The 13,229-nt window shown below is 48.5% G+C and carries 13 protein-coding genes; 7 read left to right on the top strand and 6 right to left on the bottom strand.

Annotated elements, in window-relative coordinates; genetic code table 11:
• Positions 1–4 precede the first annotated feature (4 nt).
• From NB647_RS09440 to NB647_RS09430, 3 genes are read right to left on the bottom strand one after another with little or no spacing between them, the layout of a single operon-like run.
• Positions 5–598 carry a DNA-3-methyladenine glycosylase gene (locus NB647_RS09440; RefSeq protein WP_269283250.1) on the bottom strand — a complete coding sequence of 198 codons (594 nt, stop codon included), beginning with the start codon at positions 596–598 and terminating at the stop codon, positions 5–7.
• Positions 599–616: 18 nt separating this feature from the next.
• A complete protein-coding gene (locus NB647_RS09435) occupies positions 617–1,393 on the bottom strand; it encodes a UDP-2,3-diacylglucosamine diphosphatase (RefSeq protein ID WP_269283248.1) in 777 nt (258 codons plus the stop codon).
• Between the two features lie 21 nt (positions 1,394–1,414).
• On the bottom strand, positions 1,415–1,903 hold the full coding sequence (locus tag NB647_RS09430) for a peptidylprolyl isomerase (RefSeq protein ID WP_269264346.1): 489 nt from the start codon (positions 1,901–1,903) through the stop codon (positions 1,415–1,417).
• Positions 1,904–2,194: 291 nt separating this feature from the next.
• Here NB647_RS09430 and cysS point away from each other — a divergent pair, with 291 nt between their 5' ends.
• From cysS to NB647_RS09395, 7 genes are all read left to right on the top strand, one after another.
• The gene (gene cysS, locus NB647_RS09425) at positions 2,195–3,583 is read left to right on the top strand and encodes a cysteine--tRNA ligase (protein WP_269283247.1); all 1,389 of its coding nucleotides are present in this window, start codon (positions 2,195–2,197) and stop codon (positions 3,581–3,583) included.
• 25 nt (positions 3,584–3,608) lie between these two features.
• Positions 3,609–4,229, top strand: a complete 621-nt coding sequence (locus NB647_RS09420; protein WP_269284797.1) for a DNA-3-methyladenine glycosylase family protein — start codon at positions 3,609–3,611, stop codon at positions 4,227–4,229.
• A 55-nt stretch (positions 4,230–4,284) separates the two neighbouring features.
• Positions 4,285–5,259: an acetyl-CoA carboxylase carboxyltransferase subunit alpha gene (locus NB647_RS09415; protein WP_269264344.1), complete on the top strand. Its 975-nt coding sequence runs from the start codon at positions 4,285–4,287 to the stop codon at positions 5,257–5,259.
• Between the two features lie 11 nt (positions 5,260–5,270).
• A complete protein-coding gene (gene tilS / locus NB647_RS09410; RefSeq protein WP_269283245.1) occupies positions 5,271–6,695 on the top strand; it encodes a tRNA lysidine(34) synthetase TilS in 1,425 nt (474 codons plus the stop codon).
• Positions 6,696–6,785: 90 nt separating this feature from the next.
• Positions 6,786–8,039, top strand: a complete 1,254-nt coding sequence (locus tag NB647_RS09405) for an aspartate kinase (protein ID WP_269283243.1) — start codon at positions 6,786–6,788, stop codon at positions 8,037–8,039.
• 78 nt (positions 8,040–8,117) lie between these two features.
• Positions 8,118–8,957 carry a universal stress protein gene (locus NB647_RS09400; protein WP_269283241.1) on the top strand — a complete coding sequence of 280 codons (840 nt, stop codon included), beginning with the start codon at positions 8,118–8,120 and terminating at the stop codon, positions 8,955–8,957.
• A gap of 296 nt (positions 8,958–9,253) precedes the next feature.
• On the top strand, positions 9,254–10,498 hold the full coding sequence (locus NB647_RS09395) for a nitronate monooxygenase (RefSeq protein ID WP_269283239.1): 1,245 nt from the start codon (positions 9,254–9,256) through the stop codon (positions 10,496–10,498).
• Positions 10,499–10,574: 76 nt separating this feature from the next.
• Here NB647_RS09395 and NB647_RS09390 read toward each other — a convergent pair whose 3' ends face one another.
• The 3 genes from NB647_RS09390 to trxA form a co-directional block, all read right to left on the bottom strand.
• Positions 10,575–10,988 (bottom strand): rubrerythrin family protein, encoded by a 414-nt coding sequence (locus tag NB647_RS09390; RefSeq protein ID WP_269264339.1) that lies wholly within the window; start codon positions 10,986–10,988, stop codon positions 10,575–10,577.
• Positions 10,989–11,268: 280 nt separating this feature from the next.
• Positions 11,269–12,531 carry a transcription termination factor Rho gene (gene rho, locus NB647_RS09385; RefSeq protein WP_269264338.1) on the bottom strand — a complete coding sequence of 421 codons (1,263 nt, stop codon included), beginning with the start codon at positions 12,529–12,531 and terminating at the stop codon, positions 11,269–11,271.
• Positions 12,532–12,639: 108 nt separating this feature from the next.
• Positions 12,640–12,966, bottom strand: a complete 327-nt coding sequence (gene trxA / locus NB647_RS09380) for a thioredoxin TrxA (RefSeq protein ID WP_269264337.1) — start codon at positions 12,964–12,966, stop codon at positions 12,640–12,642.
• Positions 12,967–13,229 lie beyond the last annotated feature (263 nt).

The raw sequence follows: 13,229 nt of genomic DNA, 5'->3' as shown, positions 1-13,229 counted from the left end.
TGAATCAGTCGCTTGTGAAAACCGGTGAGAATTTTGGAAAAGGCCTGCTCAGATAGGGCGATCCGGCCAGTCCGAATCGCCAGTGTGTTTCGGTCGCTTTTGTGATGCCGATTCTTGGCCCGGCGATGATATCAACCGGTTTGGTGCGAGGTTTCAGAAAACACGATTCCGACTGGAGGGACAAACCGTTTTCTTCCCGCGTAATACCCAGTGCCTGGGATACCCGTCCTGGTCCGGAGCACAATAACCGGATGTCGGATAACCTGCGTCGTTCACGCATGATATCGATTCCCTCAACCGGTTCGATCGCCCTGATCAGAACAGCAGAACCATGGTTTTCTTCTTGACAGACGAAATTGAAACACCAGTGGATACCATATGACCGGTAAACATAGATAAAACCCGGTGGCCCGAACATGACAGCATTACGATCGGTCGGGCCGCAAAAACTGTGAGAAGCGGGATCTGCCTGATCGTAGGCTTCGGTTTCGACGATGATACCGCCGATACCGCGATACAGGAAACGGGAGCCGATCAACTGTTGCGCGACGATTTCAGATGTACTCGAAAAATCGATTTCATTGCCGGAATGATTCATGGAAACAGAGAGGATATATCAGACCGGTTTCACGACGTGTCGCGATAATTCGCCATGCCGGTTCAGTTCGATCCAGTCTCCACGTGCAGGACCGTCATCCAGATTCCAGTCGGACAATACCAGACGGAGATATTCGCCATTTTCGATTTTGTGAATGTGCTGCCCGGGTTGGTGGGTATGACCATGAATCAGTACGGATGCGCCGGTCTGTTTGAACAGGTCTGCGATAACAGAAGCATTGACATCCATGATCCGGGCGGATTTTTCCTGATTGCCTTTCCGGCTGTCCTGGCGCATACCGGCAATAATGGCTTTTCGTTGCGCCAGCGGCATGGCCAGAAACTGTTTCTGCCAGACCGGATTACGGACCATGTTCCTGAACTGCATGTAGGCCTGATCATCCGTACACTGGGCATCACCATGTGCCAGAGCGATTTTTGTCTTTCCGGATTCGATGACCGAAAGTTCCGGAAGCGCTCTGGCGCCGGTTGCCTCCAGGAACCTCTCGCCTGTCAGAAAATCGCGATTGCCGCAAATCCAGAATATTGCGGTACCGCTATCCGCCGCTTCCCGGATAGAGCGGACAATCGTTTCGAGATAATCCGAATCCATATCGTCATCACCGGCCCAGTATTCGAAAAGGTCTCCCAAAATGTAGAGCTGTTCGGCCTGTTTGACCTGATTTTGCAGAAAGTCCAGAAATGCACGGGTCGTTTTCGGCAATGCCGGTTGCAGGTGCAAATCAGAAATGAAAAGTGCCTGGACAGGCATTTTCTGTTCGGCTGGCTGATTCATAAGGATTGCAGGGTGAAATAATCAGATTTCTTCGGCTTTTTCGATGATGACGTCTTCAAGCGGTACGTCTGCGTGCATACCGGCACGGCCCGTTGCCACTTTCCGGATGCGATCGACGACGTCTTTGCCTTCCGTCACTTTGCCGAAAACACAATAACCCCAGCCATCCTGCCCCGGATAGTCAAGAAAGTCGTTGTTGTTGACATTGATGAAAAACTGGGCGGTAGCGGAATGGGGATCAGGTGTTCTTGCCATCGCGATAGAGTAGGTTTCGTTGGATAAACCGTTGTTGGCTTCATTTTCTATCGGCGCATTGGTTTTTTTCTGCTTCATGCCCGGTTCGAAACCTCCTCCCTGGATCATGAACCCGTCAATGACACGATGGAAAATGGTGTTGTTGTAAAAACCGGAACGAACGTAAGAAAGAAAATTGTCGACGGTTTTTGGAGCATTTTCAGCATCCAGTTCAATCTTGATTGTACCGAAATTGGTTTGCAGGGAGACGGCCATATTATTCCTTTGTCAATTAAAAAATAGTCGATTTCTCTTGTGCTTTCAAACGGTTCGAAAACAATTTCACTGTCCGTTCATGAAAGATACATGAAAAACGCAAGAGACTTCCAGATGTTTGAAAGCATTCTAGCAAACTCTTGAACCATGCGATATTGCCTGAGGTTCAAAGATAGACAGTTTGGCCTGTTTATTGTTCATAATATTGTTTTTGCAAAGAATACGGGCATGTCAAAATGTCCGTTACAAAGTAAAATAACCGTTTATTCGTTTTTCAATTCAAAGTCGAAGATGGACAGTCTCCAGATATACAACAGTTTGACGAGAAGCAAGCAGGTTTTCAAACCGATTGAACCGGGCAAGGTCCGTATGTACGTATGCGGCATGACCATTTACGATTACTGCCATATCGGACATGCACGCATGATGATGTCGTTTGACGTCGTCTATCGCTGGCTGAAAGCACTGGGATATCAGGTGACCTATGTTCGCAACATTACGGACATCGATGACAAGATCATCAATCGGGCCGGTGAAAATGGCGAGACCATTTCCAGTCTGACGGAACGGTTCACACGGTATATGCATGAGGATACCGGTGCCCTGGGTATTTTGCCTCCCGATCATGAGCCACGGGCGACGGAATATGTTCCGGAAATGCTGGAATTGATCGGCAAGCTGGAAAAAAACGGTCTGGCGTACCAGTCGGAAGACGGAGACGTGAACTATTCCGTACGCGATTTCGAAGGATATGGAAAACTGTCCGGGAAATCACTTGATGACTTGCGGGCCGGTGAACGGGTCGATGTCAATACCGGCAAACGGGATCCACTGGATTTTGTGTTGTGGAAGTCGGCAAAGCCGACCGAACCGGATGAAGCCAAATGGCCTTCCAAATGGGGAGCCGGCCGTCCCGGATGGCATATTGAATGCTCGGCCATGTCGAGCAAGCTTTTGGGGGATCATTTTGATATTCATGGGGGCGGTGCCGATCTTCAGTTCCCGCATCATGAAAATGAGATTGCCCAGTCTGAAGGCGCTTCCCATCATCCTTTCGTCAATTACTGGATGCATAACGGTTTCGTACGGGTGGATAATGAAAAAATGTCGAAATCGCTCGGCAATTTCTTTACGATTCGTGATGTGCTGAAGAATTATGATGCGGAAGTCCTGCGTTTTTTCATCATCCGCTCGCATTATCGCAGTCCGCTGAACTATTCCGATGCCCATCTGGACGATGCCAAGGCGGCACTGACCCGTCTTTACACGGCACTGAAAGATATTGATGTCAGGGAAAGACCGGTTGACTGGAAGGAAAAACATGCGATCCGTTTCGCACAGGCCATGAATGACGATTTCAATACACCGGAGGCCGTAGCCGTATTGTTCGAACTGGCCAACGAGATCAACAGGACCGGTTCTGTTGAAATGGCTTCGCAACTGAAAGCACTTGCCGGTGTGCTCGGATTGCTGGGACGTGAACCGCGGCAGTTCCTCCAGGGAGACGGACGTGGCGACGGGAATGAGGAAAAGTGGATTGAGGAACGGATTGCCGCACGTGTCGAGGCCAAAAAGCTGAAAAATTTTGCGGAGGCTGACAGAATACGTAACGAGTTGCTTGAAAAGGGTATTGTCCTTGAAGACAGACCGGGCGGAAAGACCGAATGGCGTCGTTCATAGACGGAATGTCGCCTGTACGGGTTCATTGATTGACCCGGATACCTGGAATCAGGCCTGCCGGGAATTGTCCACCCGTGATCCGATCCTGGGCAAGCTGGTCCGGGAAACAGAAAAGGGGCGTCTTCTCAGCCGTGGCGAACCGTTCCAGACACTGGTTCGTTCCATTGTCGGGCAGCAGATTTCGGTTAAGGCCGCCGATTCCATCTGGGAACGGTTCCGGACAGTTTGTCCGGCCTGTACACCTTCCGAGATTATACAGGCCAGTGTTGATTCGCTTGGGGCAAGTGGCCTTTCGAGACGGAAGGTCGAATACCTGAAGGATTTGGCGTTTCATTTTCTCGAGCGTAAAATCCGGACCGACCGCTGGATTGTCATGGCAGATGAAGAAATCATTGCCGATCTGACCCGGATAAAAGGGATCGGGCGATGGACAGCGGAAATGTTTCTGATCTTCAATCTTTTAAGGCCCGATGTATTGCCTGTGGATGACGTGGGATTACAGAAAGGGGTCAGCAAATCCTATTTTTCCGGGAAACCGGTTTCCAGAGAGGATATTCGTGAACTGGCAAAAAACTGGAAACCCTGGTGTACAGTCGCTACCTGGTATTTATGGCGCAGTTTGACACCACTTCCGGTAGAATACTGAAAAATTGAATAGTTCGGTTGCAGGAATGCCATGCAGCCGGTTGGAAGGAGATAGTGTGGCTAAAACAACTTTTCTCAGTTTCGAACAGCCTATCGCAGAACTGGATGCCAAAATCGAGGAATTGCGTTGTGTCCAAGATGATTCAGCTGTCGATATTTCTGATGAAATCACCAAACTGGCACAGAAGAGCAAGCAGTTAACCAGAGAAATATATTCCAAACTGACACCCTGGCAGGTGTCCCAGATAGCGCGTCATCCCAACAGGCCCTATACCCTGGATTATATCAATGAAATATTTACCGATTTTCACGAATTGCATGGAGATCGTTCCTTCGCCGATGATCCTGCCATCGTGGGAGGACTGGCACGTTTCGACGGTATGCCCTGTGTTGTGATGGGGCATCAGAAAGGCCGGGATGTCAAGGAAAGGAGTTTCCGGAATTTCGGCATGCCACGTCCGGAAGGTTATCGCAAGGCACTCCGTTTGATGCGCATGGCTGAAAAATTCGGTTTGCCGATTTTCACGTTTGTCGATACACCGGGTGCGTTTCCCGGAATCGATGCCGAGGAACGGGGCCAGTCCGAGGCTATCGGACGCAATCTTTTTGTAATGGCCGATCTGAAAGTACCGATTATCGCCACGATCATTGGCGAAGGCGGATCGGGTGGCGCGCTTGCCATCGCCGTGGCGGATACGGTTCAGATGTTGCAGTATTCGGTTTATTCCGTCATTTCTCCGGAAGGATGTGCATCCATTCTCTGGAAGACGGCGGAACGTGCCAATGAAGCCGCCGAAGCGTTGGGACTGACCGCACAGCGCCTCAAGGAAATCGGTATGATCGACAAGATCATCGATGAGCCGCTCGGAGGTGCCCATCGTGATATGAAAGGGATGGCCGCCGTTTTGAAACGTGCATTGGCCGAATCGTATCGCCAGCTGGAGAACATCCCGCTTCCAGAACTTTTGGCCGCACGTCGTGAAAAATGGCTTAATTACGGTAAATTCAGGGATACGGCGCAATCCGAATAAAGGATGACGTTTTGAATTCCGCTGTCGAGATCGGATTTGAACGCGCATTGGAAGCTATTCTGATGCGCGTTTTTCATGAAGAGTGCCATGAAATTTTTTCGGTAAAAGAACAGGATATTCCTCTTTCTTTGGCCATCGCCTATAGCGGTGGATTGGACTCGACGGTTCTGCTTCATCTTGCACGCCGGTTTTCAGTGAAAAAGGATATTTCTCTTTTCGCATTTCATATTCATCATGGATTAAACCGTCAGGCTGACAAGTGGTGTGATCATTGCAGGGAGGTATGTGCGACTTTAGGCGTCCGGTTTGAAAGTCGCCGGGTCCAGGTCGATCGGCACAGTAAAAACGGTGTCGAGGCGGATGCCAGATCAAAACGGTATGCCGCATTAGGTGAAATGTGCCGGAAACATCAGGTAACCCTGTTACTGACAGCCCATCATCAGGACGATCAGGTCGAGACGGTTTTGTTCCATCTGATGCGTGGTACGGGTATGGCGGGATTGTCCGGCATGGATTCTGTTGCGTGTATCCCCGAGTTGAAAAAAGACAGTGTTATCTTTCTTGGTCGTCCTCTTTTGTCACTGTCGCGGAAAAGTCTTTCGCAATGGGCGAAAGAAAATGGTCTTTCCTATGTGGAGGATGATTCCAATTCCGATACAAAATATACACGGAACGCTATCCGCCATCATCTGGTACCGGTTATGTCGGATATCTTTCCCGGCTTTCAGAACAGACTGGCAAGGATGTCGGAACATGTCGGGACATCGCAGAAACTGTTGAATGAACTGGGAGAAGAAGATCTTCGGACTTGCCGTATATCCGGAAACAGACTCGATCTGGCGCAAGCACGAAGCCTGAGTGCTTCGCGTATGGAGAATCTGTTGCGTTGCTGGCTTATCGGAAATGGCATTCAAATACCATCGACAGCATGGTTTGTGCAGGCGAAAAAACAGATGCTGGAAGCCAGACGGGATGCACTGATCAATTTGCAGACAGATGGCTATGTTATCAGGAGATACAGAACGATCCTGTCTGTCGAGAGAAAAGAAAGTGAACGGACGAATCCTTCTGCTTCTGTTTTTTTGCGGTGGACAGGAGAACAGTCTGTATTGCTGAAATCATGGTATGGCAGGCTGGAATTTGAAAAATCTGAAACAGGTGTTGATGAGGATTGGTTAAGAAAGAACATCCTGAGGATTGATCCTTACCGGGGCAATGCGGAATTGAAATTGGTAAATCGGCCCACCAAGAAATTGAAGAACCTGTACCAGGAAGCGGGAATACCATCCTGGGAAAGACTTTTTCTGCCACTGGTTTTTGTCGGTAGTGACCTGATTTATGCCGGAAAGCTGGGACAATCGGCAAAATATATCCGGAAACAGGGAAAATGCATCCGTTTCAACTGGAAAGCGTTTCCGGTAATGTCTTTTAAATGACAATCGCCGGTGTTTCTCTTGTACATTTTTACCCTAAACGGTAAAGTTAAAAACTGAACTTTCATTTACATTTGATCATTAGAAAAATATATGGCTTTAGTCGTTCATAAATATGGCGGCACGTCGATGGGGTCGATTGATCGCATTAAAAACGTCGCGCGACGGGTTGCCAAGTGGCATGATGCCGGTTACCAGGTTGTCGTTGTTCCTTCCGCGATGGCGGGTGAAACCAATCGGCTGATCGGTCTGGCAAAGGAAATCATGCCGGAACCCGACCAGCGTGAACTGGATATGGTGACCTCTACCGGAGAACAGGTTTCGATCGGTTTGCTGTCGATGGCACTGATGCAGCTTGGAAAAGAAGCGGTATCGTTTACCGGATGGCAGGTCCCTGTCAAAACAGATACGTCCCATACCAAGGCGCGTATTCAATCTATCGACGATGAGCGGATCAGGGAAAATCTCGGGAAAGGAAAGATTGTCATCATTGCCGGTTTTCAGGGAATCAGCGAAGCAGGGAATATCACAACACTTGGCCGTGGCGGTTCCGATACCTCTGCCGTGGCAATGGCTGCGGCTCTCAAGGCTTCGGAATGTCTCATCTATACAGACGTGGATGGCGTATATACGACGGATCCGCGTGTGGTGACCGATGCAAGAAGACTCAGGAAAATCACTTTTGAAGAAATGCTGGAGATGGCTTCCCTGGGATCCAAGGTTTTGCAGACACGTTCAGTAGAGCTTGCCGGCAGTTACCATGTCCCAACGCGGGTATTGTCATCGCTGACCGATCCGGACATGCCTCTGGAGGAAGAATCCCGGTCCGGTACATTGATTACTTTTGAAGAAGAAAACACAGATATGGAACAAACTGTTATTTCCGGTATTGCATTCAGTCGGGATGAAGCGAAAATCACGGTGCTGGGTGTGCCTGACCGCCCGGGCGTCGCTTTCCAGATTCTCGGCGCTATAGCCGACGCCAATATTGAAGTCGATATGATCATCCAGAATCAGTCTGTTGGTGGAAAAACCGATTTTACTTTTACCGTACCGCGTCCGGATTATAACCGTGCAATGGATCTGTTAAACCACAAGGTCAAGGCAGAAGTCGGTGCCACCGATATCATCGGGGATGCGAAAGTCTCGAAAGTTTCCGCTATCGGGATCGGTATGCGAAGTCATGTCGGAGTCGCATCCAAGATGTTCGAAACGCTTTTTGAAGAAGGAATCAACATCCTGATGATTTCGACTTCTGAAATCAAGATTTCAGTCATTATCGATGAGAAATATATGGAGCTGGCTGTGAGGGCGTTGCATAAGGCATTCGGACTGGAAAAAGTGTAGAAAACATATTTTCCAGGCTTTTCGTCTGATGGTTTCTGACAGTCTCTTTCCGCTGAAAAAACAAACTCGGAGGCGTGTATGTCATATAAAACGATACTGGTTCATCTGGATAAAAAATCGATTGCAGAACACCGTGTGCGTATTGCTGCGAATCTTGCTATTGCGGAAGATGCCTGTCTGATTGGCGTCGCAATGATCGGTATTTCAACACTGACGTTTCAACAGGCTCACATAGATGAAAAGGATCCGGTTCTCGCTTCTCATCTGAAATTCCTCCACGAAAGGGCGGCCCGTTTTGTCCGGGAATTCGAGACGGAGGTCAAGAGAATGGATGCGCCTTCTTATGAGGGGAGAATTGTGGACGGAGAAGCCAATCAGGGAATCAGCCTGCTGGGACGTGTCGCTGATCTGATTGTCATCGGGCGGACCAATCTGGAGGAAAAATCACCTATTGTCGCTCCGGATTTTCCGGAATATGTCATGATGAACTCCGGAAGACCTGTTCTGATTATTCCACCCGGCTATGAAAAGGACACGGTCGGCAATCGGGTGATGATATGCTGGAACGCGAGCCGTGAATCGATACGGGCTGTGGCGGACGCCATACCGATTCTGAAAAGAGCCGAACTGGTGCAGGTCGTTATGTACAATGTCGATAATGAACCTGATGTGAATGCGGAACTTGCCGGAAGCGATATCGCCTTGTATCTGGCCCGGCATGGCATTAACGTGGAAGTATTGCCTCCGCAAAAAAACAAACATATCGGAACAGCATTGCTGGAACTGGGTAAACAGCAGTCAACGGATTTGCTGGTTATGGGAGGGTACGGTCATACACGGTTCAGAGAGTTCTTGCTGGGTGGTGTGACCCGAACCGTACTGGGTGAATCTGATATCCCCGTTTTGATGTCGCATTGATCAATCCATGATAAAAGTGCGGAACAGGAGCAGTACTGCAGGGATATTTCGATATGTTGTGTATTTCCGGTTCCGCTCTTGCATTATCGCAAGGTAAAATTATAATGGTGCAGTTTGGCTTGTCGGGCCTCGATCAGAAATAGTGGCTTGTGCTTGTTCAGAAAAAATAGAAGCGCATTTATCAGGATTTGGGACTATTTATGAACAAGTTCGACGCAATTACGTATTTTTGGCTCCCTTTGATCTAAAAGAAACAAAAATAGGCGCCTAACTTTAACAGTAGTCCAAGGATAGCAATGAAATGTGTTGATGATTTCCGGCTGGTTTTCAACGGAAAGGAATATGTACCGATCATTATCGGAGGGATGGGCGTCGACATCTCCACTCCGCAACTGGCTCTTGAGGCAGCCCGTCTGGGCGGTATTGGCCATATTTCCGATGCCATGTCGCTCGACACGGCTGACCGTTACTTCGGCACTCATTTCACCCGGGACAAAACACGCCAGTACAAGAATTACATCAAAATTCAGGATAAAAGCGAAATTCATTTCGATCTCGGGGCGATTGAGGAGTCGACGAAGCTGCATGTCCGTAACGTCATGGAAAAAAAGCGGGGCGATGGTCTGATTTTCACCAATTGCATGGAAAAACTGACCATGAATGCCTCGCGCGATACGCTGCGTGTCAGACTTCGTGCCGCTCTGGACGCCGGGATTGACGGGATAACACTTGCTGCCGGGCTGCATCCGAATTCGTTTCGGCTGATTGAGGATCATCCACGTTTCAGGGATGCCAAGCTGGGTATCATCGTTTCTTCCCTGCGGGCGTTGCAAATCTTTTTGCGTCGCAATGTCAAATTGAACCGCTTGCCTGATTATGTCGTTGTGGAGGGCCCGTTGGCCGGAGGCCATCTTGGGTTCGGTATGGATTGGGCGAAGTACGATTTGAAGACGATCGTTGCCGAAATTGCCCAATTTCTGAAAACGGAAAAACTGAATATTCCCCTGATTGCTGCCGGAGGGATATTCACCGGTTCCGATGCAGTTTCTTTTCTGGAAAACGGGGTGTCCGGTGTTCAGGTCGCAACCCGTTTTACTGTATCGAAAGAAAGCGGGTTGCCTGATGATGTCAAGCAGGAATATCTGAAAGCCAGCGCGGATGATATCGAGGTAAACCAGATTTCGCCCACAGGTTATCCGATGCGAATGCTGAAGCAGTCTCCGGCTATTGCCAAAGGCCTGCGGCCGAATTGCGAATCTTATGGGTACATACTTGAAAACGGGAAATGCGAATACCTGAAATCGTATTATCGTGAGCTGGAACGTCATCCTGACGGCAAGAATATCTGCATAGAAGACAAAACCTGTTTATGTACGCATATGCGGAATTATAATGTCTGGACTTGTGGTCATTATACTTATCGTTTGAAAGATACGACTCGCAAACTGGCAGATGGCACTTACCGGATCGTGAGTGCCGAGCATATTTTCCGTGATTACCAGTTCAGCAAGAATCAGGAAATTCTGCTTCCGGAAGAATAAACGGAATTGAAAAAACAACAGGCAGACATGTTTCGGACGTGTCTGCCTGTTTTGTTCTGAAAATGGGGCAGGGGGGTTAGTCGAGCAATATTTTCAGCGCTTCCTCGTATAATTTGGCTTCCATTCTTTCGGCTTTGGCCAGCGTCTCGAACCAGTTGGCGATATCTTCCAGATTTTCTTCACGGGCAGTTTCAGCCATTTTGGGATAGACATCGTGATAGAGCCGGGTGGCTTTTTCGATGGCCGATTGCAGGTTCAGGCGGGTGATATTGGTACGCAAACCGGTTACAGGATCTTTCTGCAACAGTTGCATGTTTCCCATCGCGTGCCCGCGCCGGATTGCCGCACTGGAACGCAGCTTTGTCGTGATTTCATTGTGACCTTCCACATCGGCGCGATATGCCGCGTAATCGTAAGTCATGGCAGACTGGGTTTCTTGTATGAAGGCCTCAATAATGTTTTTTTCGGTTTTCGTTCCTTTTAGATCCATATACTCACTCCCTGAACCGTTTTATTGTGATAAGGAAAATTACTGATCTCGACGAGATTGCTTTTTTGCAGTTATCGAACATTCTCTTTATTATCGGATATCTTTAAAACAGAGAAAACATTTATTACAAAAAATTCCGTGATCGGGAAAAACGGAAACCAGAATGATTTTTCCGGCTTTAAATCGGTGAGACGAATAAAAAACCATAACAAAAAACGGTTATCTGTTCTATTCGGGCAGATAACCGTTATCGATACGGCGGACTGTTTTTCCAGTCCGACTAGCCGCCACGACGCATCAGGTCGAAAAAATCGGCATTGTTTTTGGTCGCTTTCATTTTATCGAGAATGAATTCCATCGCTTCAATTTCATCCATGCCATAGAGCAGTTTGCGCAGAATCCATATTTTCTGCAACTGATCGGGCTTGATCAGCAGTTCCTCGCGACGGGTTCCGGACTTGTTCAGATTGATCGCCGGATAAACACGTTTTTCTGCCAGCCGGCGCTCAAGGTGAACTTCCATATTGCCGGTTCCCTTGAATTCTTCATAGATCACATCGTCCATCCGGCTGCCGGTCTCGACCAGTGCTGTGGCGATGATAGTCAGGGAACCGCCTTCTTCCACATTGCGGGCAGCACCGAAGAAGCGTTTCGGGCGCTGGAGAGCGTTGGCATCCACGCCGCCGGTCAGGACTTTGCCGGAGGCCGGAATGACGGTATTGTAGGCACGGGCCAGACGGGTAATCGAGTCTAAAAGAATAACCACATCCTTTTTCATTTCGACCAGTCGTTTCGCCTTTTCCAGTACCATTTCGGCAACCTGAACATGTCTGGTTGCCGGTTCGTCAAAAGTGGATGCAATCACTTCGCCACGGACAGAGCGCTGCATTTCCGTCACTTCTTCCGGGCGTTCATCAATCAGGAGCACGAAGAGAGTGACGTCCGGGTGATTGGCTGTAATGGCATGAGCCATATGTTGCAGCATGACGGTTTTACCGGATTTGGGAGAGGCAACCAGCAAACCGCGCTGGCCTTTGCCGATCGGAGCAATCATATCGATAATGCGACCGGTAATATTTTCCTGTGCGCTGATATCGCGTTCCAGTTTGAGCGGTTCATCCGGATGCAGCGGTGTCAGGTTTTCGAACAGCATCCGGTGTTTGGATGCTTCGGGAGGGGCGCCGTTGACTTTATCGACTTTGACCAATGCAAAATACCGCTCTCCATCCTTGGGCGTTCTGACTTCACCTTCAATGGAGTCACCCGTATGAAGATTGAAACGCCTGATCTGGGAAGGGGAAATATAGATATCGTCTGTCGATGCCATATAACTGGCATCCGGTGAGCGAAGGAAGCCGAAACCGTCGGGGAGTATTTCGAGTGCACCGTCACCATATACCTGTTCACCCGCTTTGGCCCGTTTTTTCAGAATGGCAAACATCAGTTCCTGTTTGCGCATACGTGCAGCGTTATCGATATCAAGGCTAAGCGCCATTTCCAGCAGTGCGGACACATGCAGAGACTTTAGTTCGGATAAATGCATAATTTAAAACTTAAGATTCACAACCAGAGAGAAACAAGAAGAGGTTTGCAGCTGATGATTGATGACGATGTATGAAAGGCGGTGTTTTCACCGCCGTTGATGATGATATCAGATATTGCTGTCAATAAAAGCCATTAGCTGGCTTTTGCTCAATGCCCCTACTTTTTGGGAAACAATAGCGCCATTCTTGAACAAAATCAATGTCGGAATACCGCGAATGCCGAACTTGGCCGGTGTAGCCTGGTTGGAATCGACATCCATTTTTGCAAAGTTGACTTTGCCGGCATATTCCTTTGCGACTTCGTCAATGACAGGAGCGACCATTTTGCACGGGCCGCACCATTCTGCCCAGAAATCAACGAGGACAGGTTTGTCGGAATGGAGTACGTCCGCTTCAAAAGAAGCGTCGCTGATGGTTTTGATATTGTCAGTCATGATGTCCTCGGAAAATGAGGGAAGAGTCTGTTAAAAAACAACCATACCAGATGCATTTAGCTGATGTTTCACAAACACATCAACTTACATAAGCATGATTCATCGTACGGTAGTATTGTAATCCACAATAGAAAATGTTGCGGTTATAGCCAATCATTTTTTAAAGACGGATTTTCTGAAAATCATGCCAGCATTTGCACAATACGAATTGATTATAACCAAAAAAACGGGACAATTTAATCACCGGATCCGTATTTTATCCA

It is taken from the genome of Oxalobacter aliiformigenes, assembly GCF_027116575.1.
Taxonomy (GTDB): domain Bacteria; phylum Pseudomonadota; class Gammaproteobacteria; order Burkholderiales; family Burkholderiaceae_D; genus Oxalobacter; species Oxalobacter aliiformigenes.
Note: the sequence above shows the minus strand (reverse complement) of the source record. Positions and strands in the feature narration are given on the sequence as shown.

Bases quoted from the DNA above. Each gene is read 5' to 3' on its own strand.
- trxA (WP_269264337.1), bottom strand. From the start codon at position 12,966: ATGACTGACAATATCAAAACCATCAGCGACGCTTCTTTTGAAGCGGAC.
- rho (WP_269264338.1), bottom strand. From the start codon at position 12,531: ATGCATTTATCCGAACTAAAGTCTCTGCATGTGTCCGCACTGCTGGAA.
- NB647_RS09430 (WP_269264346.1), bottom strand. From the start codon at position 1,903: ATGGCCGTCTCCCTGCAAACCAATTTCGGTACAATCAAGATTGAACTG.
- NB647_RS09395 (WP_269283239.1), top strand. From the start codon at position 9,254: ATGAAATGTGTTGATGATTTCCGGCTGGTTTTCAACGGAAAGGAATAT.
- NB647_RS09400 (WP_269283241.1), top strand. From the start codon at position 8,118: ATGTCATATAAAACGATACTGGTTCATCTGGATAAAAAATCGATTGCA.
- NB647_RS09390 (WP_269264339.1), bottom strand. From the start codon at position 10,988: ATGGATCTAAAAGGAACGAAAACCGAAAAAAACATTATTGAGGCCTTC.
- NB647_RS09440 (WP_269283250.1), bottom strand. From the start codon at position 598: ATGAATCATTCCGGCAATGAAATCGATTTTTCGAGTACATCTGAAATC.
- NB647_RS09405 (WP_269283243.1), top strand. From the start codon at position 6,786: ATGGCTTTAGTCGTTCATAAATATGGCGGCACGTCGATGGGGTCGATT.
- cysS (WP_269283247.1), top strand. From the start codon at position 2,195: ATGGACAGTCTCCAGATATACAACAGTTTGACGAGAAGCAAGCAGGTT.
- NB647_RS09435 (WP_269283248.1), bottom strand. From the start codon at position 1,393: ATGAATCAGCCAGCCGAACAGAAAATGCCTGTCCAGGCACTTTTCATT.